This window comes from Campylobacter sp. IFREMER_LSEM_CL2090, from assembly GCF_025771865.1.
GTDB classification, from domain to species: Bacteria; Campylobacterota; Campylobacteria; order Campylobacterales; family Campylobacteraceae; genus Campylobacter_D; species Campylobacter_D lari_D.
The window spans coordinates 89,304-115,232 of record NZ_JAKMRA010000004.1; the positions used below are offsets into that span (position 1 = coordinate 89,304).

A 25,929-nucleotide genomic window follows, 5' to 3' on the forward strand; every position below is an offset into this window, starting at 1 on the left:
ATAATTATAAAAAACAAAATAGGGTGATGATATGTTTTTCAAGAAAAAAACCGTGCAAAAGCAAGTAAAACAAAACAATATTTCAAAACAAGATAATACTTTAAATAACGACTTTGCACAAGAAAAAAGACTTTACGAATTTAGAGAAAATATGAAAAAACTTAGTAAAAATGAAAATAGTGCTAAACTTTTAGCAAAACAACTTTCAAGATTAATTCAAAAATCCAAATAAAATCAAAAACTCCACACAAGTTAAACTTTTGTATTAATTTCTTTTTTTACTCATCATTTTAACTTTTTTAGTCTATAAAAATATTTTAACTTAAACTTAATATATATGTAAAATTATATGATAAATAGTAAAATATTGAAATTATATATATTTTGTATTGAAAACTATAATTTTCAAACTTTTATATTTATCTGTTCTTTCATAAGTAAAATGTATTTTAAAACACCTATAATATAGTATTTTAAAGCATTTTATTTTTTGGATGAAAATAATTTATCCATAAAAAAATAAGTATAATTTTTTGAAAAATATTATAAGTTATTTTATGCAGCTATAAAAGACTAAAGATGTATATTTTTCATTTCAACTAAATTTTAGTTTATATTTTTGCTTAAATAAATTTGAAGTTTAAAAATGTAGATTAGTTATTTTCTTGACTTTTAGGATAATCAAAAAACACAACTTCCCCGCTGTGTTCTTTTATATCTTTAAATTCTTTTATATCAAATTGCATACATAAAATAGCAGAAGTTGGAAAGTTTTCTAAATCTATATGAGCTAGATACTCACAAAGTTCTTGCAATAAAGGATTGTGCATAATTAGCACTACCCTACTCTCTTTTGATTCTTTTATAAAATTTAACACATCCTTTAAATTACCATCATAAAAGCTTTTTTCTATCTTGATATCTTTTTCTTTTAAAGAAAAGCTTTTACAGAGTTTTTGTGCTGTTTTTATACAGCGCTTAGCAGGACTTGAGATAATGCTTTGGGCTTTAAATTCTAAATCCTTAATCCTATAAATCATAGTTTTTAAATCATCTTTTCCACTAGAACTAAGTTCTCGTTGTAAATCTTGATCGTAATTTTCTTTTTGAGCTTTAGCATGACGAATAAAATAGATATATTTCATCTTATAACCTTAAATTTACCCAAAGCATATCCACATATAAAGCCAAAAATATGTGCATACCAAGCTATATTAACACCCATAAAAATAGGCACAAAACTCATTAACAATATAGCCACAATAAGTCCTTTGGTGGCGGTTTTATCCAAATATGCATAATACCCCATTAAAACACATATAGCACCACTTGCACCCACTACATTTACAAAACTACCATCAAAACTTAAATACACATAAAAAGCACTAAGCAAAGAGCAAAGAATTCCACCGATTAAATAAAGCATGGCAAATTTAAAACTTTTTAAGTATTTTTCAAGCATAGAACCAAATTGAAAAAGCACTATCATATTTAAAATCAAATGAGGCCAATTTCCATGCATAAATATTGAGCTTAAAATTTGCCAATAAAATCCTTGAAAAAAAAATAAATTTAAACCCAAAATAGTATCTAAATTTAAAGAACCAAAATAAAGATAATTTACAAAAATAAATACAATAACATTAAAAGCGATTAAAAATGAAGCTACCATTGCCCTACTTTGTATTTTTAATAATTATAACAAAAAGCTATTTAAATTCTAGCTTACACATAAAATTCACATTAATAAGATACAATATCGTCAAAAATATAATAAGGTTAAAAATGAAAAAACTAGCTTTAGCTTTTTTGATTAGTTTAAATACTCTTAATGCTGGTATAGTCATAGCACCTGATTCTTTGCCGGTAAATATCAAACAATTTATTAAAGATTACTTTAATGCAGAGATTGGTCTAGTAGAACAAGATGGATATTCTTACGAAATTTATTTAAGCGATGGAAGTGAAATTGAGTTTTCACTCAATGGAGAATTTAAAGAAGCTGAAAATTTCAGATCTTTAAATTATGCTATTTTGCCTTTAGCAATACAAAATACCATTAAAAATACCTATCCAAATGCAGCGATTATTGAAATAGAAAGAAAAATTTCATATTACAAAATAGAACTTAATAATCAAATGAAACTTTATATTGATGATAATGGGACTATTTTAAGACAAAAATTTGACGATTAAAATTGTTTAAGATCAAATAAGCAAGTTTTAAATTTTCTTCTAAAAAGGCTTTAACCCTTATCAAAACTTATAAAAATTTCAATTGCTCCGGCAGAATAAGGAGCTTTATCATAGACTCCGTATTGATTTTCTCACCTTAAATATTGCTTTTACTTTGTTTGGACAAAATCATAATTAGTACTACTCTTTGTCAAATTAGATAAACAAATATCAAATTTTTCCTAAAATATTTAGTATAAATGTATTTTCATTATAGGTATATAACTCACACATAAGCTAAAATTTTTTAAATATTTACTCCTCTTGCACTCTTACTATCAGGCTTTTTGGTAGTTTAAAATATTCAATCCATTCTTGTTCTTTTTGTCTCATTTGTCCTTGATCTACCTCATGATCATATCCTTGTAAATGAAGCATAGCATGTATAAAAAGTAATGCCATCTCTTCTTCATTACTGTGTTTATACTCCATTGCTTTTTTACTTACTTCATCTAAATTTATCACAATGCTGCCAAGTAAATTTTCACAATTTTGCATCAAAGGAAAAGATAACACATCTGTAGTTTTATCTATACCTCTTTGACTAAAATTAATCTCACGCATAACTCTTTCATCTACCAAAACAAGCTCTACATTTTGATCGCTCATTTTCTGGGCTATTTTTTCAAGAAAAGAAATATCCATTTCTTCTTCACAAAAAATCATTATTATCCTTTTGATTTTATAATTTCAAATTATATCAAAATTAAGGAAAAGCATGAAAAAAGCTCTTTGTATTATAAGTGGTGGTATGGATAGTACTTTATGTGCATATTTAGCTAAAAAAGAAGGATATGAGATCATTGCTTTACATTTTGACTATAACCAACGCACCATGCTTAAAGAAAGGGAATGTTTTAATAAAATTTGTGAAAAACTTAACATAAAAACAAAATATATTTTAGATGTGTCATTTATAGCAAATATTGGAGGAAACTCACTAACAGATTTAAATTTAGAAATTCCCAAAGAAAAACTACATGAAAAAGAAGTCCCAAACACCTATGTTCCTTTTAGAAATGGTATTTTTTTATCTATCGCAGGTGCTATAGCTGAAAAGGAAAATTGTGAAAGTATTTTTATAGGAGTGGTACAAGAAGATAGCAGTGGTTATCCTGATTGTAGTGCGAAATTTATACAAAAAGCTAATGAATTTATCAATGAAGGTACAACAAAAACTTGCAAAGTACAAATAAAAACCCCATTAGTTCATCTAAGTAAAGGACAAATAGTTGAATTAGCCCTAAAAGAAAAGGTAGCCTTAGAATATACTTGGTCTTGCTATGAAAGAGAAGATAAAGCTTGTGGTAAATGTGATAGTTGTTTATTAAGACTAAAAGGCTTTAAAGAGGCTAATGTAAAAGATTTTATAGAATATGTTTAAAAATTTACTTTCATTTTATTTTAGTTTGTATAATTTGCTTTTTTAAACATTAAGGAGAAAACATGAAAAAAATATTATTTGGTTCATTTTTAGCTGCTTCGATTTTGGCAAGTAGTGCTTTGAGTAAAGAATTTAGCTTAGATAAAGCACACACAAATGTAGCTTTTAAAATCAAACATTTACAAATTAGCAATGTAAATGGAAATTTTAAAGATTATGATGCAGTAATTGATTTTGATAGTGCTAAATTTGAATTTAACAAACTTCAAGCAAATATAAAAGTTGCTTCTATAAACACAGAAAATAAAGCAAGAGATGCGCATTTACAACAAGATGATTTTTTTAAAGCAAAAACTCATCCAAACATTACTTTTACTATGAGTAAATATGAAAAAATCTCTAATGAAAAAGGTAAAATGTATGGCTCATTAAGCATTGCTGGAGTAAGCAAAGATGTTGTTTTAGATACTGAAATTGGCGGCGTTATTAAAACAGATAGTGGCAAAGAAAAAGCAGGTTTTACTCTACAAGGACAAATTAAAAGAAGTGATTTCAAATTTGCTCCTGATACTTCTAGCTTAACACTTAGCGATGAAGTACAAATTAGCATCGAAGCAGAAATCAACGAAAAATAATACTATAAAAGCATTTTACTTTTTGTAAAATGCTTTGATTTTTATTTAGCTACCCAACCTTCTTTTTTCCAAATTTTTTGAGCTTCTTTACTTTGTGTAAATTTGATGAATTCAGCTACTTTTGGATTTTTTAAACCTTTTTGCGTTGGAACTATTTCAGCCGCTCTGTAAATGATTGAATTTTTATCCGCTAAAATAAATTTATTTTCTTTCTCTCCAACTGCTTTAATCCAATGTGTCCAAATGATTAAAGCATCGATATTTTGATTATTTTTCCACTCATCAACCGCTGCTTTTGAATTTTTAGCATATACTTTAATGTTTTTTCTTAATTTTTCTAGGTTTTCAATTTTTCCTGTTTTTAAAGCCATATCCTCATATAAGCCAACCTGCCCTGCTCCATCAACCACCATAACATTAACACCATCTTTTAAAAGATCTTCAAATTTTTTAATTTTTTTTGGATTATTTGCTCTCACAATCATACCCGAGCCTCTAGCATTTAAAACCTGAACATCTTGTATTTTGATTTGTTTTGGCATTGCTTTAACAAAACCATCCATCATAGAAGTATTACCTGAATAAATAATATCAGCATCTGTTTTTGCTTTTTTTATCCATTTAGGTGTTGGTCCTGCATTAATAATAACTTTTTCTCCATGTTTTTCTTCAAATTGCTTAGCAAGCTCTTTCAAAACAGGAGCAGGACCACCTGGACCATAAACTAAAATTTCAGCATTTAATGCAGCTGCAGCAAATAAACTTAAAAATAAAAATTTTTTCATATTTTTTCCTTAAATTAATAAAATAAAATCGTAAATATATCTTTTTAAAGTTGATATTTTTTTAATCAAATAAACTAATTTTTTTCTCTCGTGCTAAAAAATACTCCAAAAACTCTTCTTCGCTTTCTTTGATTAGGCAATATTTAAAATCAAAAAAATTCTTTAATTCACTCAAATTTATATAAGAAAAATCACAAAATAATGAATTTTTTAATGCTATTTTGAAATCTTTAACGCCTTGGAGCTTTTGGCATATAAATTCAAAATCTTTTTCGTTTTCCACAAGTAAAATTACTCTAGAACTTCCACCAAAAGCACAAATTTCATTTTTTGAGTTTAAAAAATATGCCTTAAAAAGATCTAACTTTTTTTCATTAAAATTAAAAGATAGATTTTGCTTTTCAGCAAAATCAATAAATCTAGCAAAAATATCTGCATAAAAAAATGCAAATTTTAAATCTTTAAAATACAAATTTTTACAAAGCAAACTCGTTTGAAATAAAGATTTAGAGCCTAAAATTTCGTATTTACATGCTTTTAAAGTATGAAAATTTGATTTAAGTTTTAAAATAAATTTTTCATCATCAGAGCAAAAGAAAGTTTTTTCTTTTGAATTTTTTAAAAGATCAAAATCTAATAAAATATTTGAGTTTAAGACTTTAAAATTAAATGCCTTTGCAAATTTTAATTCTACATGATTGCAATATATAAATTCATAAGATTTTTCTTCACTTAAAAATCTAAAAAGTCTAAAAATAGTTGCTTCTAAATCATCAACTTGAAGATAAAACACATCTTTATCTTCAAGTTTTAATCTTTCCTCACTTACTATAACATAAGCACCAAGTTTTATAGCAAAGCTTGCTTGTTCATTATTTTTAGCAAAAAAAACACTTGCTTGTTTGACTTTGTTTAAATCTATACTAAAATCATAAACACTAGAAGTTGCTCCATAATTTAAAACTCGAGCATTAATAAGTTCGATAAAGTTAGAAATATTCATCTAGCCTATTAAAGCTCCATTTTCGATAAAGCCTTGCGGGCTTATCAAAACTAATTTTTCATCTTTTTGAGCACTTAAAATCATACCTTGGCTTTCATGACCAAAAATTTTAGCTTTTTTTAGATTTGTAATTACGCAAACTTGCTTGCCTATTAACTCACTAGCTTTATAAAATTTAGCAATACCTGAAAGCACTTGTCTTAGTTCGCCATTTTCAAGTTCAAGTTGAAATTTTAAAAGCTTTTCACTGCCTTCTATATTCTGACAATCTTTTACTAATGCTACTTTGATTTCGATTTTTTTAAAATCATCTATTTTAATTTGAGCTAATTTTGGCTTCTCTTCTAATTTTTCTTCTTTTTTGTTTTCTTGGGTTAATTCAACTTTTGGAAACAAAGCTTCACATGCACTTGATTTTAAATCACATAATTGATTATTTAAAATTAGTTTTTGATAATTTTCGTTTGATATTTCAAAATTTAAAGCCTTTGCAATTTTTAATGCTGTCTTTGGCATAACAGCTGAAAGTAAAATAGTTGCTTTTGTTAAAATATTAGCACATAAAGCCACTAAAGCATTAGCTTTTTGCGTTTGATTATTTTTAATCAAATTCCAAGGCTCATATTTACTAATACTTAAATTTGCTAAAGATAAAGCCTTGAAAAGTTCCTCTAAATAGCGATTTGGCTGGATATTTTCCAAAGCATTGATTGCATTATCTAAATACTCTTTGCATTCATTTAATTCTTGATTAAAATACAAATTCACATCTTTACACTCAATAATATTTTGAGAATACTTAGCACTCATACCGATAATTCTATTTAATAAATTTCCAAGCTCATTGCTCAATTCTGCATTGATTCTAGTGATTAATGCTTTTTGCGAAAAATCCCCATCATTACCAAAAGGAACTTCTCTGAGTAAAAAATATCTAAAAGCTTCTAAACCAAAAGTATCTGCTACTTCTTTAGGCGCTACAACATTGCCTTTAGATTTGCTCATTTTTTCACCATCTTTAGTCCACCAACCATGTGTTGCTATAAATTTAGGTAAAGGAAGTTCTAAACTCATCAAAAACGCAGGCCAATACACTGCATGAAAACGCAAAATATCTTTGCCTACAAAGTGTATATGAGCAGGCCAAAGATCCATATTTTCATCATCAAGTCCATAGCCCAAAGCACTCACATAATTCATCAAAGCATCAAGCCAAACATACACCACATGTTTTTCATCATTTAGTTCTTTTGGAAGCTTTATACCCCATTCAAAACTCGTTCTTGTAATGGAAAGATCTTTTAAGCCACCTTCTACAAAATAAATCAACTCATTAGCCTTATTTTTAGGTAAAATCGGCTCTTTTTCTTTGTACCATTTAAGAATTTGATCTTGATATTTAGAAAGCTTGAAAAAATAACTTTCTTCTTTTAAAAGCTGTGTTTTCTTACCACAATCTGGACAATGACACTCATTTACAAGCTGAGTTTGGGTAAAATAACTCTCACAAGAAACACAATAAAAGCCTTCATAAGTGCCTTTGTAAATATCACCTTTATCAAACATTTTTTTAAATGCTTTTTGAACGCTTAATTTGTGATTTTCATCCGTAGTTCTAATGAAATAATCATAAGAAATTTCAAACTCATCCCAAAGTTTTTTAAACTTAGCACTAATTTCATCTGCATATTCTTTAGGGGTAAAATTTCTAACGCTAGCAGCTTGCTCTATCTTTTGGCCGTGTTCATCTGTGCCTGTTAAAAAGAATGTTTTTTCTCCCTGTAAGCGATAAAATCTAGCCAAAGTATCTGCTATAATCGTAGTGTAAGCATGACCAATATGAGCCACATCATTTACATAATATATCGGGGTAGTAATATAACGCATTTTCAACCTTTATTAAAAATCAAATCCACCTTCTTTACCTTTAGACATACTCTTATAAACTGCTTCTATATACTCTTTTCTTAAAGAACACTCAAAAATCATAGAGCAAGGTAAACAAGATTTTAATTTTTTTTCGTTTTGACAAGCTTGAAGTTCATTTTTTTTAACTTCTAAAGCCAACTCAAATTCATCTTTAACTTCAGCCATTAAAAACCTTTATAAGCTTGTTTTAGTTTTTCAATTTCATATTTAGAACCCAAAAAGCATGGCGTACTTGCATGAATTTTTTCAAATTCTAAATCAAGTAAAGAATCATTTTCTCCATTGGTAGAAAATCCTCCTGCTTTTTCAAAAATAAAAGCAAAAGGAAACACCTCAAAATATGCTCTTAATTTTCCATTTGGTGCATCGCTTGTTGCAGGATATGAAAACAACCCTCCACCTTTGAGTAAAATTTGGTGCAAATCACTCACCATAGCACCAGAATATCTCAAGCGATAACCCTCATCAAATAAAGCTTTTATAAAAGCTCTATGAGTATTTGACCAATTTTTTTGTGTCCCACCGCTTGCATTTAATTTGCCTTTTTCATTTAATTTTAAATCCTTAACAAAAATAAATTCATCATTTTCATTTAACCTATAAAGCTTAGGAGTATCTATACACACTATAAGCTCTAAACGCACGCCATAAATAGCATAAATTGCTGCTTTTAGATTTTTTGCACTAGCCTTTTGCTCATAAATAGCAAAAATAGAACCTATAGCAAAATTCACATCTACTAAAGAAGAACCATCTAAAGGATCATAAGCAACAACATATTTTTCATTTTCATTGATTAGCAATTGCTCTTGTTTTTCCTCGCTAATTAAGCTTTTTAAACCTTTGCTTTGCTTTAAAATTCTAGTGATAATCTCATCGCTTTTTACATCAAGTTTTAATTGATTATCTCCTGTGGCATTTTGAGAAGTGGTATAATCAAAATCTTTTAAATATCTAAGTTCTTTTGAAATTTCAATCACTGCTTTTTGTATATCGTCAATTAATTCTTGCATATTTTACCTCTATACTTTTTTTGAATTTTTTAATATAAAATCACAAATACTTTCCAAATCATCCAAATAAAGCCAAGTTAAATTTTTATTTTCAATTTTCTCATAGCTTGCAATAGCCTTAGAATAAGCAAAATAGCTCTCATCTACTTCTTTACAAAAAACGCTAATTCTTGGCATATCTAAGGTTTTTAAGCCCTCTATAAGTAAAAAATCAAATTCTCCTAGCTTAGAAATAGCTTCATCTAAAGTACTTGGAGAATGTGTAAATAAAGTTGTCCTTGTAGGACTTAAAACCATTACATCAGCACCACTTTGAAAAAATTTAAAACTATCTTTTTTTGCTATATCAAAGCTTGCTTTATCTTTTGGATCGTGTTTTATAATGCATACTTTATAATTTTGTTCCATAAAATACTTAGCAACTTGAGTAATCAAAGTCGTTTTACCTGAATTGGAAGGCCCGCTAAAAGCCATTGCTAATCTTTTCATAACTTCCTTAAATCAAATAAAATAAATGAAATTATATCTTTTTAAAAGTTAAAAGCTTATAATTATAAAAAAATTAGGAACAAAAATATGAAAAAAGTTTATATGATTATTTTTTTAACACTTATTTTTACCGCATGCTCTAATAAAACCCAAGAGCAAAGTGAAATTAATTTAAAAAGCCAAACTCTAATGTATGCACAAAAAATTAATTTTAATTATAAAGATAATAGAGTAGTTGCTTTATTGAGCTATTTAAACCCTGTATTAGATGAAAAAAGCCAAAAAGAAGTTTTTGTACTTAGTTTTTTGCCAAATATCAACATCAAGCAAGAGCAAATTTCAATACTCATAGATGGAGAAAAAACTAATATAAAAACCTTAGATCAAAATGATGAATTATTTAAATATATCATTAAGAGTGATTATGCAAGTTATTACAAAATCACTCTTAATGAATTAGTGCAAAAACCTATTTTAAAACTTGATTTGTGTTTTGAGAATCAGTGTTCTGAGCTAAAGTTTCAAAAAATTTCGAAATCGGTGTATTATCGTTCAGAAGATGCAAATAAACAACATAATTAGCTAAAACTTTCTTAGCATATACCCTGCTTTCTGCATAAGGAACAAGCTCCATTGATAAAAATGGCTCATATTTTCCCGCTCTAAACATATCTTCTCTTTTGAGCATTCTAGTAGTAAATCCTATACCTCCATTATAAGCATAAGCCACAAAAACCGGGGAATTAAGTTTAGATTCTAAATAATCTAAATGATGATTTGCAAAAGTATAAGCTGTTTTTGGTTCAAAAAGCATGTCTTGATCAAAATTTGGAATTTGCAGTTCTTTATTGCCTATATGATTAGCTAAAAATGGAATAAATTGCATAATACCCAAAGCATAAGAAGTTGAAATGGCTGTTGGTATAAAACGACTTTCTTGTCTAGCTAAAGCTAAAATCATAGCTTTTCTTTGCGTGGAATAATCTTTTAAATATTCAAAATAAGGCATAATAAAATAATGTTTTTTAAAACCTTCGGCCCTTTCTTTAATATAGGCATAAATAGCGATATTTTCCTTGGTATAAAAATCTTTTGCAAGTTTTTCTAGCTCATTAGGAGTACCTTTTGCAATTTCTTTTGCGAGCTTTTGCCAAGCAAAAGGATCTTTCATATCAAAATCATTTTTTTGTTTTTTTGGCTTTAATTCTTCTATTTTAGGTAAAGGCAAGCCTTTTAACTCTCTTGCATAAAGACTATAAATATTTAAAGAATCACTTTGAGCAAGCTCATCAATGTACTTTTTATCTTGAGTGATCAAATATAGCCAAAAATTTGCATTATCTACTAAAGGTTTGCTTTTAAAAGTATCTTTTGCTACTTGAAAAAATTCCAATGCTTTTTTATCGTCATTTTCTAAAATAGCATTTACACCTAGATAAAAAGCATTATCTTGAAAAGTTAAATTTGCATCTACATTGACTAGAGATTTTCTTATCAATGGACTTTTTTTCTTAATGATAATTTCTTTTACAAAATTTGTAAATTCTTTTTCTTTAGCTAATTCATTTACAAAATCTTTTTCTAAGAAAAAATCTTTTTTATCTTTTAAGAAATTATAGATTTTATAAAAATTAGCACTATCATAATTTAAAACCGCATAACTTAGAGGATCTTTAGCATCAAAAGCTTCTAAAAGTTTTGTTAAATTTGGATTATCCTGTGGGATATTTTTTTTCATCTCATTACGCACTGAAGCATTAAGATCTTGTATAAAAGTTAAACTATTTAATCTTATAAGCTGACAAGTAGCATTAGCATCTAAGATATTTTGCGTATTAAATTTATAACAAGCTTCATATTCTTTATTATACCCCAAAGGCGGAATAATGGCTTCAATGGCATTTTTAATACGCCCTGCATAACGATAAATATGTTCTTTTAAACCTTCAACTTCTTCTTTTTTAAATTCATTTTTTTCTAATAAACGATATAAATAATAATCCTTAGCTAAAGAATTTGGTCTTTGCTCTAATTCTTTATAAGAATACATTGCACTATTTGCAAAAACCACTCCAGCTAAAAGTAACACTACACTTTTTTTCAACACTTATAAACTTCCTAAAATTAAATTTGATAAAAATATTTGGATAAATTTTAATCCTAAAATAATAATCAAAGGTGCTAAATCAATACTCCCTATAGTAGTAGGAATAAACCTTCTTACAAAAGCATAAGCAGGATTAGTTAAACGATATAAAATTTGCACTATAGGATTATATGGATCAGGCCTTACCCAAGAAATCAATGCTGCAATGATTATAATCCATACATAAATTTCAATAACTAAAGAAAAAATTTGCACCAAAGATACAATCAAACTTGTTCCAACTCCCATTTTACTCCTTTATAATTTCTTTAACAAAAGGCTTAATTAAAGTATAAATTTCACTCATTTCAGGTCCGTGAGTAACTCCTGTTAATACCAAACGCAAAGGCATAAAGAAATTTTTACCTTTTAAATTTGTTTTTTCCATCAAAATCTTTTTAAACTCATCATATTCTTGAGGTAAATCTAAATCTTTTAAAACTTCTTTAATCAACTTACATTCTTTTTCAAATTCATTATAATTTTTAACTGCAAAAATTGCTTGTATTTTTTCTCTTATCTCATTTAGCGTGCTAGCTTCTTGAGTATAAAATTTTGCAAGCTCAGCTACATCTTTGCCTAAATTTAATAAAGAATTTAATTTATCATTATCAAGCATTTTTATATGCTCACGGTTAATTTGCATTAAACGCTTAGTATCAAATCTTGCAGGAGATTTTGAAACTTTTTTCAAATCAAACCATTCTATGGCTTCTTCTAAAGTAAAAATCTCTTTCGGAGTTTTATTACCTAAAAGTATTAAATAATTTGCAATAGCACTTGCTAAATATCCATTATCAAGCATCCATTTTACACTAGAATGAGCCTCTCTTTTGCTCATTTTAACACCTTCTTCATTTAAAATGATAGGCAAATGTGCATAAGTCATGCTTTTATCATAACCCAAACTTGCTCTAATATGTTCTTGCTTAGGAGTATTTGAAACATGATCTTCGCCCCTTATAATACAAGTAACACCTTCTAGCATATCATCAACCGCACAAGCAAAATTATAAGTTGGGGTTTTATCAGCCCTCATAATCACAAAACTATCAATATCTTCAGGATTAAAACCAATCTCACCTTTAATATAGTCTATAAATTTCATTTGCAATTGAGGTTTTTTAAGACGGATTATGAAAGGTTTTTCACAATTTAATACATCAATATCTGCAAGTTTTTCACAAGTACCATCGTATCTATATGCTTGATTTTTACTTTTAGCTAGTTCTTTTTTATGAGCTAATTCATCCTCAGTACAAAAACAAGCAAAAGCTTTTTTTTCACTTACTAGCTTTAAAGCCATTTGACGATGAAATTTCAAATTCTCACTTTGTACATAATAATGCTGCCAAGTTATACCAAATTCTTTCAAAATAGCTTTTATTTCTTCTTCTTTTCCAGCTATATTTCTAGCATTATCCGTATCTTCAATACGCAAAATAAAATCAGAATTTTCTTGTCTTGCTTTAATATAATTAAATAAAGCTGCTCTTAAATTTCCAATATGCATATCTCCAGTAGGCGATGGTGCAAACCTATACATTATTTATCCTTTTAAAAAACTTTTTTATTATTATACAATTAAATACTTGCTATTTCTTTTAAGTTCACACAAAATTCACTCAATAGTAATATGATTTCATAAATAATTCAACATAAAGGATAAAAAATGAAATTAAAAATAGCTTTAGCAACATTAGTTACTGCAGGTTTTGTTTTTGCACAAGATATGATTGTAGGAGTTAATGCTTTACCAGCAAATTCTAAAAATTTCATACAAAAACATTTTACAGGTTCAAACATTGCTTTAGTTAAACAAGATATTGATAGCTTTGATGTTTATTTAGACAATGGAACTGAGCTTGAGTTTTTTATCAATGGAGATTGGAAAGAAATCGATGCAAAATACAGACCAATTGATACTTCTTTTTTAAGTCCAAATGTTTTAGCAACGATTAAAAAAATGCACCCAAATGCAAGCATAATTAAAGTTGAAAAAGAAATTCAAGGTTATAAATTTAAACTTAATAATATGATGGAAATTTATACTGATGTAAATGGAAATTTCTTAGGACAAAAATTTGATGATTAGAATTTAAGCTAAGCTTTTTTGCTTAGCTTTTATAAGAATTTAGAGCAAGCTCTTGTATATTATAATTAGCAACTCTCTTATAAGTAAAGCCTTTTTTCTCTAAAAAATCAAGTAAAATTTTCTCCATTTTTTCTAAAGCATTTAAGACTTCTTTTGAAAGTTCAAAACTCAATGGCTCTATACGCTTTGGCACACAAGCTAAAATTTGAGTTTTAGGTAAATCTCCCATAAGTTCCATGTATTGTAAAGTTTGAAGCATTTCAACCTCATGCGCACTACCACTCCAATTAACTTTTTTTGGCATTGCATCATAAGGAAAGAAAAAAATATCTCCAATCTTAGCATCATCTGCTGCAATACAATCAATCACAATCATTTCATCATATTCGGCTATAATATAGCTAAGTTGTAAAGCCAAAGTTCCACCATCTACAAAACTCACCGAGTTTTTTTCATGATAAAACTTATAATTTTTTTCTAAAAGTTTGCAAAGATGAACGCCTAAGCCCTCATCTGCAAACATAATATTACCAATACCTAAAACTAGAAGTTTCAACGATTTTCTCTTACAAATTTATAACCGCTAAAGATAGCATCTAAAGCACCATCTTTACCTTTAACTGAGTTAAATACAGCCATATAAATATGCACTGGAACAAAAATCAACACAACCCACATTAAAATTCTATGATAGGTTCTAACATCAGCCAATCCACCTAACATTACCTCAATAGGTCTTAAGATATTATATAAAAATCCACCCAAGCCTTCATGATATACATGCATATAAAGGATTAATCCTGTCAAAATAAGCCAAAACATAACAAGATAAAAGAAAAGGTAAGTTACAAATTGCAAAGGATTGTATACACCTTGTAAATGCGGGTGTTTTCCTAGGAAAATGTAAAATTTAATCTGCTCTATCCATAATTTTACATTAAAAATATCTTTTATACTCTTTCTCTCACCATCACTTTTTGAATCAAAAAAGAACAAATATGTTTTAAAAATCACACAAGCTATTAAGATAAAACCAAAAATTTGGTGCACCATGCGATATTTTGCCTGCATAAATAAAGTCGGTTCAGATGAAATAGATGGAGATTGAAATACATAAGAAATATAATACCCAGTCCCCACTAAAATCACGATTGCAACCGCTCTTAACCAATGTGTAAAACGAAGACCGATACTAAATTCGTATTCGGCCTTTCTGTTTGATTTTAAGGAATGTTTAGAATCCATACTAAAGTCCTTTCCTTATAAATTTACATTAACTTTATACTCGCTAAGATTATTACCTTTAGTATCCATTACATGTACTGCACATGCTATACAAGGATCATAAGAGTGAATAGCTCTTATTACTTCTAAAGGCTGTTTAACATCAGCTAGTTTCATACCAATAAGACATTGTTCATAGCTACCACCTACTCCATTTGCATCTTTTGGACTTGCATTCCAAGTAGAAGGAACTACTGCTTGCCAATTTTCAATTACACCATTTTTAATCCTACACCAATGGCTTAACGCACCACGAGGTGCACTTCCCATAAATCTACCTTTGTATTCTTTGTTTTTATCAATTACATAAGTAGTACAAGTGCTTTCATCTGTTTTTAAATTTTCAACCAAAGAATTAAATGCTTTCAAGCCATGATCAGCAATAATTTTAGCTTCAATTGCTCTAGCACCTGTTCTTCCTAAAGTGCTCATAAGTGCTTGAACTGGTAAATTCGTAGCTTTTAAGAAAGAATCAACTGCTTCTACTACAATTTTATTACCCTTAGCATAATTTACTAAAATATTTGCTAATGGTCCAACTTGCATAGGTAAATTTTCATATCTTGGAGCTTTAATCCAGCTATATTTGCCTTTAATATCAAATACCTTACTATGAACTATATTGCCTTTATCATCGATGCTTTCACCATCAATTAAGCCTGTATAGTTTGGATTAGTTTTACCATCATAAGGATGTAAAGCTTCATTGTCTGCATACCATGATCTTGTAGCTTCTTCGGTGATTTTAGCTTCATCTACTTCTTCAACCTTACTCAAATCACCATTTCTAATAATACCACCTTCAAACAACCACTCATCACTTGAAATTTGGAATTCTCTCTCAGTATAAAAGTTATTTACCCCTACATCATTTAATACACTTGCTTCTTTAGAGTAAGCTTTAGCTGCCATGATTAAATCCGGATAATAAGCACGATTAATAAAATCAGCTACTTCTTGGAATTTAGTCATATATTCAGCCATTCTTGATGGGTTTAAAAGATCCATAACACAAGTTACACCACCTACTGTTAAACTTTGTGGGTGAGGATTTTTAGCACCAAAAATCGCCATAGCTTGAGCTATTGTTCTTTGAATTCTTAAACATTCTAAATAATGTGAAAGCGCAATAAGGTTTTGCTCAGGAGTAAAGCGATAAGTCGCATGTCCATAATAAGCATTTGCAAATGGTCCAAGATTTCCTTTATCTACAAAGGTTTTTAGTCTTTGCTGAACTTCTAAAAGCTTATCTGCACCTGTTGCATAAGGCATATCAGTATATTTAAATGCTTCATCACTTGCTTTTTTTACATCAGCACTTAAAGCACTTACAACATCAACAAAATCAAGACCATGAAGTTGATAAAAATGTACAGGATGATCATGCATGTATAAAGCTGCATTCATTAAAGTTCTAGTTAAAACTGCATTTAGTGGCGGAGTAATACCTAAAGCATTTTCTACTGCGATAATCCCTGCTCTATAATGTGAAAAAGTACAAACACCACAAATTCTTTGAGTTAAAAAGCCTGCATCTCTTGGATCACGACCTTTTACAATAGTTTCAATCCCTCTCCATAAAGTCGATCCTGAATATGCTTCTTTAATGACATTATTTTCATCAACCACTACTTCAACTCTTAAATGTCCTTCTATTCTAGTAAGTGGATCTATAATAATTCTTTTTGACATTTTTAATCCTTATTTTTTTCTAATGAAGCAATTACAGCATGCGCAGCAACAGCTACGCCTGTTACACAAAGCACACCTATACCAATTTTATCTGAAATGCTATCAGCACCCAAGCCATAAACAGTATCAAATAATCTTCCTGCCATCACTTCTTCAAAAGGTCCCATAGTATCCCAAAAATCAGGTTCAGAACAGCCTATACAACCATGTCCTGCTTGGATTGGCCATGAAGTATGTTGATTAAATCTCTCTCTTGAGCAATTATTAAAAGTATAAGGGCCTTTACAACCTACTTTATAAAGACAATATCCTTTTTTTGCTCCCTCATCACCAAATTGTTGCACAAATTCACCCGCATCAAAGCGTCCTCTTCTTTCACAAAGATCATGAATTCTTAACCCATAAGCCCATTTTGGTCTATTGTAGGCATCAAGTGCTGGCAATGTTTGATACAATATGTAATGAATCACATTACCTATAATATTTTTTTCACTTGGAGGACAACCTGGTACATTGATAACTGTTTTATTTGTTACTTTACTTAAGCTTACAGCATTGCTTGGATTAGGTCTAGCAGCTTGGATACCACCAAAAGCTGAACAAGTACCTATAGCAAAAATAGCTAAAGCATCATTACAGGCTTGTTCTGCTAATTGTCTTCCTGTTTTTCCATGTGGTCCTATAGTTAAAAAGTTTTCTGTAGCACCTGTTGGTATACCACCTTCTACCATTAAGATATATCTACCTTTGTATTTTTCCATAGCAGCTTCAAGATTATGTTCAGCTTGCCAACCTGCAGCACCCATTATAGTTTCATGATATTCTAAAGAAATATGATCAAAAATCAAACTATCAATAGTAGGAGCATCACTTCTTAACAAACTTTCAGAACATCCTGTACATTCAGCCATATGAAGCCAAATCACTGGAAGTCTATCACTAAGCTCAGCAGCTCTTGCAACTACTGGAGTAAAGCTAGCAGGTAATGCTAAAAATGCAGTCATAGCACTAGCCCATTTCATAAAATCTCTTCTTGAAAAACCTGATTGCTCTAAGGCTTTAGAGATAGAAATCTCATTTTTCAAAAGAGGAAGTTTTTCTAATGCGTCTAAACGGCGATTAAAAATATCTAAATCACTCATTTGTTGTTCCTTAAATTATAGAAATATCATTAAAGATTTTAAAATATTTATTGTTAAGAATAGATAAAAAATGATAATTTTTTAATCAAATATACGAAGTATTTACAATTTAGTATTATTAAGATAATTTTACTCTAAATAAGCAAGTATTACACTTGCTTATTGTTTAACAATGATGATTTCATCATCTTTAGAATCTATAACAATCTCATCGTTTTCATGTAATTGATCAGATAATATCATATCACTTAATTTATCTTCTACCATGTCATATAAAGCTCTTTTTAATGGTCTTGCACCAAAATCCACATCAAAACCAACTTTTGCTATTAAACTAGCAGCATTATCACTCAAGCTTGCTTTAATACCCCTATTTTCAAGACTTTTTTGCAAGGTATTAAAAAGTAATTTAACTATTTTTTTAGCTTCACTTTCTCCCAAAGGGTTAAAAGTGATAATATCATCTAAACGATTTAAAAACTCCGGTCTAAAAAAGTTTCTAAGAGCTTCTTTAATAGCTTTTTCTTTTTCTTCGCCCTTTAACTCCATAATAAAATTTGCACCTATATTAGAAGTTAAGATAATGATAGTATTAGTAAAATCAATCGTTACGCCTTTACTATCTGTAGCCCTGCCATCATCTAAAATTCCCAAAAGTATATTAAATACATCTTTATGGGCTTTTTCTACTTCATCAAATAAAATCACACTATAAGGCTTTCTTCTAACAGCTTCAGTTAATTCCCCACCTTCTTCATGCCCTATATATCCTGGAGGTGCACCTAAAAGTCTTGATACACTGTGTTTTTCCATAAATTCACTCATATCAAAACGCACCATAGCTTTTTCATCATCAAATAAAAATTTAGCCAAAGCCTTCGCACTTTCTGTTTTACCTACTCCAGTTGGCCCTAAAAATAAAAAGCTTCCTATAGGCTTAGTTGCTTGATTTAACCCTGCTTTGTTACGCTTAATAGCTTTAGCTAAAGCACTCAAAGCCTCATCTTGCCCTATGACGCTTTCTTGTAAATACTCTTGAATATGTAAATATTTTTGTTTTTCAGAAGTGAGCATTTTTTGCACACTAATGCCTGTCCATTTACTTAAAATACCAGCTACTAAATCCTCATCTACTTGATTTTTAAGCAAAACTCCTTCTTGGGTCATTTGTTTCCATTTTTCTTCTAAATTTAAAACCTCTTTTTCACACTCTAAAATTTTGCCATATTCTATTTCAGCAGCCTTTTGGAAATCTCCTTTATTTTTAGCCAAAATAGCTTCATTTTTTAAAGTATCGATTTCTTTTTTCTTTGCACTTATGCCATTAAATACTGCTTTTTCATTTTCAAATTTAGCATTAAGTTTGATTTGCTCTTCTTTTAAATTTGCTAATTCTTTTTTAATCTCTTCCAATCTTTTTTCATTAGCTTCATTTTCTTCCATTTTTAAAGCTTCATTTTCTACTTCCAAACTTTCAATTTGCTTTCTAACCTTTCTTAAAGAATTTGGCTCACTTTCTATTTGCATTTTTAATTCCGCTGCAGCCTCATCAATTAAATCAATCGCTTTATCAGGTAAAAATCTATTAGCTATATAACGCTTAGATAGCTTTGCAGCTGCCACTAAAGCACTATCATTGATAGTTACATTATGATGAATTTCTAATTTTTCTTTTATACCTCTAAGCATAGCCAAAGCTTCATTTACACTAGGTTCAGCTACATTTACAGGCTGAAATCTTCTTTGTAAAGCTGCATCTTTTTCAAAATATTTTCTATATTCTTTTAAGGTTGTAGCACCTATAGTATGGAGTTCACCTCTTGCTAAAGCAGGTTTTAAAATATTTGCTGCATCCATGCTCCCTTCATTTGCACCTGCACCTACAATGGTGTGAATTTCATCTATAAATAAAATTACATTCTTATGTTTTATTACTTCATTTACAACTGCTTTTAATCTATCTTCAAATTCACCTCTGTATTTTGCCCCTGCTATTAAAGCACTCATATCTAAAGCTATAACTTTTTTATTTTGCAACGAAGTAGGAACATCTTTTTTTACTATCCTTTGCGCTAAAGCTTCCACCACAGCAGTTTTTCCTACCCCTGGCTCACCTAATAAAATAGGATTATTTTTAGTTTTTCTGATTAAAATTTGCATTAATCTTTGAATTTCTTCTTCCCTACCTATAACAGGATCAAGCTCATTGTTTTTAGCTTTCATAGTCAAATCAATACCAAATTTAGACAAAGAATCAAGTGTTTCATCACTTGTTTTGGTTTCTATTTTAGCTCCTGCTCTAATAAATTCCAATTCTTTTTTAAACTCATTTAAATCTACAAATTTAGACAAAAGTTCTTTAATAACCCCGCTAGCACTTTCTGAAACAAGCCACATATCCACAGCTAAATAACTATCTTTATTTTCTAAAGCCAAGCCTTTTGCTTTTTCTAAAGAATTAATAAATTCATTTGAAAATTTAATATTGTCTTTATTTACATTTGAGCTAGTAGGAAAAGATGAAATTTTACTTTTTACTTCTAACTCAAATGCCTCTTTAGAAACATTTAATTTATTAAAAACTTGATTAAGCAAACTAGAGCTATCAACACTTAAAGCCCATAATAAATGCAAAGGTTTTATTTCACTATTCTTAGAATGAATGGCCAAAGAAATTGCACTTTCTATATTTGAAAGCATAGAATCTGTTAAAAAATCTTGTATATTTGCCATTTTTACTCCTTTTTACTTTTATATGAAGTGTATTATATAACTTTAGTCTATTATTGTCAAGTTTATTTAGTTATATTTATAAATAATTTTTTATATATATACACTAATATCATAAAAATATTTACTTTATTTACGATTTTTTAAGCAAAAATAACTAAAATTAGATAATTATTTTATGAATTCATATTTATTTTGGAGTTTTTCCTTTGAAGACAAAAAGAAATCTTATTATCGCAGCTAGCATTTGTAGTTTAATAACCGCTTCTTTTATTTTTACTAACTTGCAAGCTAAAAATCCCGCTCCTAGCGAAGCAGAAAAAAAAATAGAAGCTTTATCTAAACTTACAAGAACTATGTCTATCATAGAACAATATTATGTTGATGATGTTAATTATACAGATTTGGTTGATAAATCCATAGCAGGTTTACTTACAAATTTAGATGCCCACTCTTCCTTCTTAGATGAAAAAGGTTATAAAGAGCTTAAAGAACAAACTAATGGGGAATTTGGTGGACTTGGCTTTACTATTACCCAAAAAGATGGAGCAATTAGTGTTGTAGCTCCTATAGAAGGAAGTCCAGCGGATAAAGCAGGTATTAAAACTGATGATATTATCTTAAGAATTAATAATGAATCAACTTTAGGTATGACTTTAAATGAAGCTGTTTCTAAAATGCGTGGAGAGCCTAAAACAAAGGTTACTCTAACTATTTATAGAAAAGGTGATACAAAGCCATTTGATGTAAATTTAAAAAGAGATATCATAAAAGTAGATAGTGTTTATACAAAATTAATTGAAAATGAAAATTTACTTTATTTAAGAGTGACTAATTTTGATAAAAATGTTGTAGATGAAGCTAGTAAAGCGATCAAAAAACATTCTGATACAAAAGGAATTATACTAGATCTTAGAACCAATCCAGGCGGTATTTTAAATCAAGCAGTGGGTTTAGTAAATCTTTTTGTAGATAAAGGAGTAATCGTTTCACAAAAAGGTAAAATTGAAAGCGAGAATGTAGAATTTAAAGCAAATCCTAGTAAAAAAATCACCAATGCACCTTTAGTAGTGCTTGTAAATGGTGGTAGTGCAAGTGCAAGCGAGATTGTAAGTGGGGCTTTGCAGGATTTTAAACGCGCTATTATCATAGGAGAAAAAACCTTTGGAAAAGGTAGTGTGCAACTTATATTACCTATGGATGAAAAAGGTAAAGAAGGCTTGAGACTTACTATAGCAAAATATTATTTACCAAGTGGTAGAACTATACAAGCTGTTGGAGTTAATCCTGATATAGAAGTATTTCCAGGAAAAGTAAGTAAAGAAGAAAATCACGGCTTTGAAATCAAAGAAAGTGATCTTAAAAAACACTTACAAGCTGAACTAGATAAAATCGGACATCAAGAAAAGAAAAAAGACAACAAAGAAGATAAAAATATCATCACCAAAGAACAAATTAATAATGACATACAACTAAAAACCGCAATAGATGCAATTAAAATTTTAAACATTACAAAAGGAGAGTAAAATGGCTATGAAATTAGATCTTTTATATGAAGGAAAAGGTAAAAAAATGTTTAAAACTGATGATGAGAATTTGCTCATCACAGAATTTAAAGATGATTTAACAGCTTTTAATGCAGAAAAAAAGGGTAATGAAGCAGGAAAAGGTGCATTAAATTGTAAAATTAGTACTGAAATTTTTCATCTCTTAGAAAAAGAAGGCATTAAAACCCATCTAGTAGAAACCATCAGTGAAAAAGAACAAATTGTTAAAAAATGTAATATTATACCCATTGAAGTTATTACTAGAAATGTAGCTACAGGATCTTTAACGAAAAGATTAGGCATCAAAGAAGGCACGATTTTACCTTTTGCTGTAGTTGAGTTTTGTTATAAAAATGATGATTTAGGTGATCCTATTATCAATGATGAGCATTGTTTGATTTTAAATCTAGTAAAAAGTGAAAAAGATTTAGAATTAATCAAAAATACCGCAAGACATATCAATTCTATTCTAGTAAAATTCTTTGAATCTAAAGGCTTAAGATTGATTGACTTTAAATTAGAATTTGGTATTGATAATGAAGGAAATATGATCTTAGCTGATGAAATTAGTCCTGATAGCTGTAGATTTTGGGATAGCAAAACTAATGAAAAATTAGACAAAGATCGCTTTAGACAAGACTTAGGTAATGTAAAAATGGCTTACGAAGAAGTCTTAAAAAGAATTTTAAGTTAGGAAAAATAATGAAAGTAACTATAAATATCACACTTAAAAATGGGGTTTTAGATCCTCAAGGCAAAGCCATAGAAAAGGCTTTGCATTCTTTGGATTTTAATAATATTGCAAATGTTAAAACCTCAAAACAAATTAGTTTTGATATAGCTTGTGATGATAAAGAAGAAGTTTTTAAACAAGTTGATTTAATGTGTAAAGAATTACTTGCAAATACTGTGATAGAAGATTATGAGATAATATTATGAAAGTAGCTATTATTCGTTTTCCTGGAACTAATTGTGAGTTTGATACAGCTTATGCCTTTGAAAAATTAGGGATAAAAACTGAAATCATTTGGCATGAAAGACAAGATTTTAGTGCAGATTTAATCGTATTACCTGGAGGTTTTTCTTATGGAGATTATTTAAGATGTGCTGCTATTGCAAAACTTGCTCCTGCTATAAAAACACTTAAAGAGCATGTTCAAAAAGGTGGATATGTTCTAGGCATATGTAACGGCTTTCAAATTTTATTAGAACTTGGACTTTTAAAAGGAGCTATGAAACATAACAATAGTTTAAGTTTTATTTCTAAAATGCAAGCATTGCAAGTAGTATCAAATAATAATGCTTTTTTGAAAAATTTTCAAAAAAATGATATCATAGAATTGCCTATTGCCCATGGAGAAGGAAATTATTTTAATAGCGAAGATGGTATTAAAATGCTAGAAGATAAAGATATGATCTTACTAAGATATATCAACAATCCAAATGGCTCTTTAAACGATATAGCAGGAATTTGTGATGAAAATAAAAAAGTCTTTGGATTAATGCCACATCCTGAAAGAATGTGCGATGATATTCTTGGATCAAAAGTAGGACTTAAAATGTTTGAAGGATTTTTAAATTGCTAAAAATCTTCAAATTTTTTTGTCTTTTTTTACTAACTTTTAACTTATATGCTCAAGAAAATAGTGTTTTTGAAGATTATAACACTTTAGAAAAAAATTACAATCAATTAGATGATCAAGCTAAGCAAATTTATCAAACCATCGCTCCAAGTGATGAGAGTAATTATGAAAGTAAAATCGATGATGAAAATTTCATCCCTCAAGGTTCTTTAGTATTAAACGCAAAAGAATACACTGATGAAGCTTTCATAGATGAAGCTTTTGCTATAGATCTTGAGGTTATTACCACAACTAATGTGAGTTTTGATTTAAATGTGAGTTTTGAAAAAAGTGATGATATGCTTTGGATCAATCCTAATCCTATTTGGGAACAAAAGGCTAATTCATATCATACAAAATTATGGTTTGAAGCTAAAAGTTTAAATTCTAGTTTAAACAAAATCATCGTTTCATTAAGCAGAAATGATCATATTTTTCAAAGCTCATCATTAATTATAAAGCCCATTAAACTTAAAAAAATCGATGCTCCTTCTAATAAATACTCACATATAGTTGCAAGCAATTTGGAAGTTAAACAAGTAAAAGCGAGTAGTTTTGATAATGATAGTATAATTTTATTTATAGAACTTGCAGGAGAAAACACAAATCTAGCAAGTTTTAACATAAAAGATATCCAAAAACAAGGTGTAGAGGCTATTAAAGGCGATTTTGAAAAACAAAGTGGATTTTATTATGCTATTTTAGATAAAAGTAAAACGCGTTTTGAGTTTTCTTACTTTAATTTAAATTCTAAAGAATTAAAAGATTTTTCCTTAAAAATAGAACTTAAAGAAGATAGTATAAGTACACAAAGTGATTTAAATCCAAAAACTAATGATTTTAATTTTTACAAACAAGTTTTTTTATGGAGCTTGTGTGGTATTTTCGCTTTATGGTTTGTATTTAAAAAAAGCTACACAGCTTTAGGTTTGGCAATTTTGGCTCTAATAGCAAGTTTTTTAGCTCAAAATAACATATATAAAGCTATATTAAAAGCTGAAAGTAAAGTACAAATTTTACCAACTCTAAACTCAACTCATTTTTATTCTGGGAAATACAAACAAGAAGTAGAAGTGTTAGATTCAAGAGATGAATACAGAAAAATTTTATTTAATAATGGAAAAATAGGCTGGGTGAAAAGTGAAGATTTATCAAAGATTTAAAGCTTTAATATTTTGGGTAGAATTTATTTTATCTATTATATTTTTATGTATTGCCTTTTTATTATTGCAATCGCAAGAAAAAATTTGGAAAATCAGAAAAGTATGGTCAAAACTGCAAAAATATGTAATAAACTATAAAATTCAAACCCAAGGTTCTATACACCCTCAAGCTAATTTGCTTTTAATCAATCATCAAAGCTTGCTAGATATAGTTGTTTTGGAAGATTTATGCCCAAAAAATATATCTTGGATAGCTAAAAAAGAACTAGGCGAACTCCCTGTTTTTAAAACTTTGATTAAAAAACCAAAAATTATTTGTATAGATAGAAGTCCAAAGGGTCTAGTAAAGCTTTTAAAAGAAGCCAAAGAAAGATTAAATGAGGATAGAATTTTAGCCATTTTTCCAGAAGGCACAAGATCTAAAACACAAAAACTTTTAAAATTTAAAGTCGGAGCTAAAATTTTAAGTGAAAAGCTTAAGTTAAAAGTCCAGCCTGTGGTAATTGTTGATTCAGCTAAAATTTTAGACACCCAAAACTTTAGTGCAAATAGTGGTGTTTTAAAAGTGGTATTTCTAGATCTTGTCGATACAAGTAAAGATGATTGGCTTGAGCAAACTAGAGAAAAAATGCAAACAATCTTAGATAGCGAAAGGTCACAAGCTTGATTGGTACGATTTTAGCTGTAGGTTTTGGAGGCTTTTTAGGGGCCATATCCAGAATGCTTACTAGCAACCTTTTTAATAAAATCATTCCTCATAACTTTCCTTATGGGACATTAATGGTCAATATAATAGGATCATTTTTAATAGGTTTATTTTTTTCTTATGCAAATTCTAAAGGTGTGCATATTTTTACTAAAAATTTAATTAGCACTGGTTTTTTGGGTGCCTTTACAACTTTTTCAACTTTTTCTTATGAAAATTTGTTATTTTTGCAAAATGGTGATTATTTTCACTTTTTTATAAATATTATTTTAAATGTTATCCTTTGTCTTTTGGCAGTATGGATTGGTTTTTTAATTTTTAAATAAAGG

Annotated in this window: 30 protein-coding genes; 13 read left to right on the forward strand and 17 right to left on the reverse strand. The window is 28.8% G+C overall.

Annotated elements, in window-relative coordinates; all coding sequences use genetic code 11:
- Positions 1–31 precede the first annotated feature (31 nt).
- Entirely contained in the window at positions 32–232 is a 201-nt protein-coding gene (locus tag L8V85_RS03420) for a molybdenum cofactor biosynthesis protein (RefSeq protein WP_263737474.1), read from the forward strand.
- A gap of 421 nt (positions 233–653) precedes the next feature.
- On the opposite strand, the gene L8V85_RS03425 is transcribed toward L8V85_RS03420, so the two are convergent.
- Together L8V85_RS03425 and L8V85_RS03430 are read right to left on the reverse strand one after the other, a co-directional pair.
- Positions 654–1,145, reverse strand: a complete 492-nt coding sequence (locus tag L8V85_RS03425; protein WP_133318916.1) for a SixA phosphatase family protein — start codon at positions 1,143–1,145, stop codon at positions 654–656.
- A complete protein-coding gene (locus L8V85_RS03430) occupies positions 1,142–1,672 on the reverse strand; it encodes a rhomboid family intramembrane serine protease (protein ID WP_263725610.1) in 531 nt (176 codons plus the stop codon). Before L8V85_RS03430 ends, L8V85_RS03425 begins: the two co-directional genes overlap by 4 nt.
- A 113-nt stretch (positions 1,673–1,785) precedes the next feature.
- On the opposite strand from L8V85_RS03430, the gene L8V85_RS03435 reads away from it, so the two are divergent.
- Positions 1,786–2,196, forward strand: coding sequence for a PepSY-like domain-containing protein (locus L8V85_RS03435; RefSeq protein WP_133318918.1), 411 nt, complete (start codon positions 1,786–1,788; stop codon positions 2,194–2,196).
- 294 nt (positions 2,197–2,490) lie between these two features.
- On the opposite strand, the gene ybeY is transcribed toward L8V85_RS03435, so the two are convergent.
- A complete protein-coding gene (gene ybeY / locus L8V85_RS03440) occupies positions 2,491–2,901 on the reverse strand; it encodes an rRNA maturation RNase YbeY (RefSeq protein WP_263737475.1) in 411 nt (136 codons plus the stop codon).
- A gap of 52 nt (positions 2,902–2,953) precedes the next feature.
- Here ybeY and queC point away from each other — a divergent pair, with 52 nt between their 5' ends.
- The gene (gene queC / locus L8V85_RS03445) at positions 2,954–3,619 is read left to right on the forward strand and encodes a 7-cyano-7-deazaguanine synthase QueC (protein ID WP_263659687.1); all 666 of its coding nucleotides are present in this window, start codon (positions 2,954–2,956) and stop codon (positions 3,617–3,619) included.
- 62 nt (positions 3,620–3,681) lie between these two features.
- Positions 3,682–4,254: a YceI family protein gene (locus L8V85_RS03450; protein ID WP_133318921.1), complete on the forward strand. Its 573-nt coding sequence runs from the start codon at positions 3,682–3,684 to the stop codon at positions 4,252–4,254.
- A 41-nt stretch (positions 4,255–4,295) separates the two neighbouring features.
- Here L8V85_RS03450 and L8V85_RS03455 read toward each other — a convergent pair whose 3' ends face one another.
- The 6 genes from L8V85_RS03455 to mobB all read right to left on the reverse strand — a co-directional run bounded on the left by L8V85_RS03455 (position 4,296) and on the right by mobB (position 9,473).
- The gene (locus L8V85_RS03455; protein WP_263660322.1) at positions 4,296–5,039 is read right to left on the reverse strand and encodes a substrate-binding domain-containing protein; all 744 of its coding nucleotides are present in this window, start codon (positions 5,037–5,039) and stop codon (positions 4,296–4,298) included.
- Between the two features lie 61 nt (positions 5,040–5,100).
- Positions 5,101–6,042, reverse strand: coding sequence for a hypothetical protein (locus L8V85_RS03460; RefSeq protein ID WP_263659685.1), 942 nt, complete (start codon positions 6,040–6,042; stop codon positions 5,101–5,103).
- Positions 6,043–7,929, reverse strand: coding sequence for a methionine--tRNA ligase (gene metG / locus L8V85_RS03465; RefSeq protein ID WP_263737476.1), 1,887 nt, complete (start codon positions 7,927–7,929; stop codon positions 6,043–6,045).
- 12 nt (positions 7,930–7,941) lie between these two features.
- Positions 7,942–8,136, reverse strand: coding sequence for a hypothetical protein (locus tag L8V85_RS03470; protein WP_263660319.1), 195 nt, complete (start codon positions 8,134–8,136; stop codon positions 7,942–7,944).
- Positions 8,136–8,984, reverse strand: coding sequence for a class 1 fructose-bisphosphatase (locus L8V85_RS03475; RefSeq protein ID WP_263737477.1), 849 nt, complete (start codon positions 8,982–8,984; stop codon positions 8,136–8,138). The genes L8V85_RS03470 and L8V85_RS03475 overlap by 1 nt, the downstream gene beginning before the upstream one ends.
- Before the next feature lie 9 nt (positions 8,985–8,993).
- Positions 8,994–9,473 carry a molybdopterin-guanine dinucleotide biosynthesis protein B gene (gene mobB, locus L8V85_RS03480; protein WP_133318927.1) on the reverse strand — a complete coding sequence of 160 codons (480 nt, stop codon included), beginning with the start codon at positions 9,471–9,473 and terminating at the stop codon, positions 8,994–8,996.
- Positions 9,474–9,560: 87 nt separating this feature from the next.
- Here mobB and L8V85_RS03485 point away from each other — a divergent pair, with 87 nt between their 5' ends.
- On the forward strand, positions 9,561–10,055 hold the full coding sequence (locus L8V85_RS03485; protein WP_263737478.1) for a hypothetical protein: 495 nt from the start codon (positions 9,561–9,563) through the stop codon (positions 10,053–10,055).
- Here the strand turns inward: L8V85_RS03485 and L8V85_RS03490 are convergent.
- Genes L8V85_RS03490 through gltX form a run of 3 tightly spaced genes read right to left on the reverse strand, consistent with a single transcriptional unit; the run spans position 9,943 to position 13,165 of the window.
- Positions 9,943–11,580 (reverse strand): lytic transglycosylase domain-containing protein, encoded by a 1,638-nt coding sequence (locus L8V85_RS03490; protein ID WP_133318929.1) that lies wholly within the window; start codon positions 11,578–11,580, stop codon positions 9,943–9,945. The genes L8V85_RS03485 and L8V85_RS03490 overlap by 113 nt on opposite strands.
- Positions 11,581–11,868, reverse strand: a complete 288-nt coding sequence (locus tag L8V85_RS03495; RefSeq protein WP_012661430.1) for a YggT family protein — start codon at positions 11,866–11,868, stop codon at positions 11,581–11,583. It lies immediately after the preceding gene.
- A gap of 1 nt (position 11,869) precedes the next feature.
- The gene (gene gltX / locus L8V85_RS03500; RefSeq protein ID WP_263725602.1) at positions 11,870–13,165 is read right to left on the reverse strand and encodes a glutamate--tRNA ligase; all 1,296 of its coding nucleotides are present in this window, start codon (positions 13,163–13,165) and stop codon (positions 11,870–11,872) included.
- A 126-nt stretch (positions 13,166–13,291) separates the two neighbouring features.
- On the opposite strand from gltX, the gene L8V85_RS03505 reads away from it, so the two are divergent.
- Positions 13,292–13,714 (forward strand): PepSY-like domain-containing protein, encoded by a 423-nt coding sequence (locus L8V85_RS03505; protein ID WP_133318931.1) that lies wholly within the window; start codon positions 13,292–13,294, stop codon positions 13,712–13,714.
- Positions 13,715–13,736: 22 nt separating this feature from the next.
- Here the strand turns inward: L8V85_RS03505 and L8V85_RS03510 are convergent, their stop codons facing one another.
- From L8V85_RS03510 to L8V85_RS03530, 5 genes are all read right to left on the reverse strand, one after another.
- Positions 13,737–14,270 carry a HyaD/HybD family hydrogenase maturation endopeptidase gene (locus L8V85_RS03510; RefSeq protein WP_263725601.1) on the reverse strand — a complete coding sequence of 178 codons (534 nt, stop codon included), beginning with the start codon at positions 14,268–14,270 and terminating at the stop codon, positions 13,737–13,739.
- Positions 14,267–14,959 (reverse strand): Ni/Fe-hydrogenase, b-type cytochrome subunit, encoded by a 693-nt coding sequence (gene cybH / locus L8V85_RS03515; protein ID WP_263737479.1) that lies wholly within the window; start codon positions 14,957–14,959, stop codon positions 14,267–14,269. Before cybH ends, L8V85_RS03510 begins: the two co-directional genes overlap by 4 nt.
- A 15-nt stretch (positions 14,960–14,974) precedes the next feature.
- The gene (locus tag L8V85_RS03520) at positions 14,975–16,690 is read right to left on the reverse strand and encodes a nickel-dependent hydrogenase large subunit (RefSeq protein WP_263725600.1); all 1,716 of its coding nucleotides are present in this window, start codon (positions 16,688–16,690) and stop codon (positions 14,975–14,977) included.
- A 2-nt stretch (positions 16,691–16,692) separates the two neighbouring features.
- Positions 16,693–17,832, reverse strand: a complete 1,140-nt coding sequence (locus L8V85_RS03525) for a hydrogenase small subunit (protein WP_133318935.1) — start codon at positions 17,830–17,832, stop codon at positions 16,693–16,695.
- A 159-nt stretch (positions 17,833–17,991) separates the two neighbouring features.
- On the reverse strand, positions 17,992–20,565 hold the full coding sequence (locus tag L8V85_RS03530) for an ATP-dependent Clp protease ATP-binding subunit (protein WP_263664698.1): 2,574 nt from the start codon (positions 20,563–20,565) through the stop codon (positions 17,992–17,994).
- A gap of 206 nt (positions 20,566–20,771) precedes the next feature.
- On the opposite strand from L8V85_RS03530, the gene L8V85_RS03535 reads away from it, so the two are divergent.
- The 7 genes from L8V85_RS03535 to crcB are packed head-to-tail and all read left to right on the forward strand — an operon-like array spanning position 20,772 to position 25,926.
- Entirely contained in the window at positions 20,772–22,088 is a 1,317-nt protein-coding gene (locus tag L8V85_RS03535; protein WP_318529730.1) for a S41 family peptidase, read from the forward strand.
- Positions 22,089–22,095: 7 nt separating this feature from the next.
- Positions 22,096–22,803, forward strand: coding sequence for a phosphoribosylaminoimidazolesuccinocarboxamide synthase (gene purC, locus L8V85_RS03540; protein ID WP_133318981.1), 708 nt, complete (start codon positions 22,096–22,098; stop codon positions 22,801–22,803).
- A gap of 8 nt (positions 22,804–22,811) precedes the next feature.
- A complete protein-coding gene (purS, locus tag L8V85_RS03545) occupies positions 22,812–23,048 on the forward strand; it encodes a phosphoribosylformylglycinamidine synthase subunit PurS (RefSeq protein WP_220566240.1) in 237 nt (78 codons plus the stop codon).
- Entirely contained in the window at positions 23,045–23,695 is a 651-nt protein-coding gene (gene purQ / locus L8V85_RS03550) for a phosphoribosylformylglycinamidine synthase subunit PurQ (protein ID WP_220566239.1), read from the forward strand. Before purS ends, purQ begins: the two co-directional genes overlap by 4 nt.
- Positions 23,689–24,894, forward strand: a complete 1,206-nt coding sequence (locus L8V85_RS03555) for a hypothetical protein (RefSeq protein ID WP_263737480.1) — start codon at positions 23,689–23,691, stop codon at positions 24,892–24,894. The genes purQ and L8V85_RS03555 overlap by 7 nt, the downstream gene beginning before the upstream one ends.
- On the forward strand, positions 24,872–25,561 hold the full coding sequence (locus L8V85_RS03560) for a lysophospholipid acyltransferase family protein (RefSeq protein WP_263659676.1): 690 nt from the start codon (positions 24,872–24,874) through the stop codon (positions 25,559–25,561). The genes L8V85_RS03555 and L8V85_RS03560 overlap by 23 nt, the downstream gene beginning before the upstream one ends.
- Positions 25,558–25,926: a fluoride efflux transporter CrcB gene (gene crcB / locus L8V85_RS03565; RefSeq protein WP_263659675.1), complete on the forward strand. Its 369-nt coding sequence runs from the start codon at positions 25,558–25,560 to the stop codon at positions 25,924–25,926. The genes L8V85_RS03560 and crcB overlap by 4 nt, the downstream gene beginning before the upstream one ends.
- Positions 25,927–25,929: the final 3 nt, after the last annotated feature.

Coding starts and splice junctions, on each gene's coding strand:
- L8V85_RS03420 (WP_263737474.1), top strand. CDS start 32: ATGTTTTTCAAGAAAAAAACCGTGCAAAAGCAAGTAAAACAAAACAAT.
- L8V85_RS03425 (WP_133318916.1), bottom strand. CDS start 1,145: ATGAAATATATCTATTTTATTCGTCATGCTAAAGCTCAAAAAGAAAAT.
- L8V85_RS03430 (WP_263725610.1), bottom strand. CDS start 1,672: ATGGTAGCTTCATTTTTAATCGCTTTTAATGTTATTGTATTTATTTTT.
- L8V85_RS03435 (WP_133318918.1), top strand. CDS start 1,786: ATGAAAAAACTAGCTTTAGCTTTTTTGATTAGTTTAAATACTCTTAAT.
- ybeY (WP_263737475.1), bottom strand. CDS start 2,901: ATGATTTTTTGTGAAGAAGAAATGGATATTTCTTTTCTTGAAAAAATA.
- queC (WP_263659687.1), top strand. CDS start 2,954: ATGAAAAAAGCTCTTTGTATTATAAGTGGTGGTATGGATAGTACTTTA.
- L8V85_RS03450 (WP_133318921.1), top strand. CDS start 3,682: ATGAAAAAAATATTATTTGGTTCATTTTTAGCTGCTTCGATTTTGGCA.
- L8V85_RS03455 (WP_263660322.1), bottom strand. CDS start 5,039: ATGAAAAAATTTTTATTTTTAAGTTTATTTGCTGCAGCTGCATTAAAT.
- L8V85_RS03460 (WP_263659685.1), bottom strand. CDS start 6,042: ATGAATATTTCTAACTTTATCGAACTTATTAATGCTCGAGTTTTAAAT.
- metG (WP_263737476.1), bottom strand. CDS start 7,929: ATGCGTTATATTACTACCCCGATATATTATGTAAATGATGTGGCTCAT.
- L8V85_RS03470 (WP_263660319.1), bottom strand. CDS start 8,136: ATGGCTGAAGTTAAAGATGAATTTGAGTTGGCTTTAGAAGTTAAAAAA.
- L8V85_RS03475 (WP_263737477.1), bottom strand. CDS start 8,984: ATGCAAGAATTAATTGACGATATACAAAAAGCAGTGATTGAAATTTCA.
- mobB (WP_133318927.1), bottom strand. CDS start 9,473: ATGAAAAGATTAGCAATGGCTTTTAGCGGGCCTTCCAATTCAGGTAAA.
- L8V85_RS03485 (WP_263737478.1), top strand. CDS start 9,561: ATGAAAAAAGTTTATATGATTATTTTTTTAACACTTATTTTTACCGCA.
- L8V85_RS03495 (WP_012661430.1), bottom strand. CDS start 11,868: ATGGGAGTTGGAACAAGTTTGATTGTATCTTTGGTGCAAATTTTTTCT.
- gltX (WP_263725602.1), bottom strand. CDS start 13,165: ATGTATAGGTTTGCACCATCGCCTACTGGAGATATGCATATTGGAAAT.
- L8V85_RS03505 (WP_133318931.1), top strand. CDS start 13,292: ATGAAATTAAAAATAGCTTTAGCAACATTAGTTACTGCAGGTTTTGTT.
- cybH (WP_263737479.1), bottom strand. CDS start 14,959: ATGGATTCTAAACATTCCTTAAAATCAAACAGAAAGGCCGAATACGAA.
- L8V85_RS03520 (WP_263725600.1), bottom strand. CDS start 16,690: ATGTCAAAAAGAATTATTATAGATCCACTTACTAGAATAGAAGGACAT.
- L8V85_RS03525 (WP_133318935.1), bottom strand. CDS start 17,832: ATGAGTGATTTAGATATTTTTAATCGCCGTTTAGACGCATTAGAAAAA.
- L8V85_RS03530 (WP_263664698.1), bottom strand. CDS start 20,565: ATGGCAAATATACAAGATTTTTTAACAGATTCTATGCTTTCAAATATA.
- purC (WP_133318981.1), top strand. CDS start 22,096: ATGAAATTAGATCTTTTATATGAAGGAAAAGGTAAAAAAATGTTTAAA.
- purS (WP_220566240.1), top strand. CDS start 22,812: ATGAAAGTAACTATAAATATCACACTTAAAAATGGGGTTTTAGATCCT.
- purQ (WP_220566239.1), top strand. CDS start 23,045: ATGAAAGTAGCTATTATTCGTTTTCCTGGAACTAATTGTGAGTTTGAT.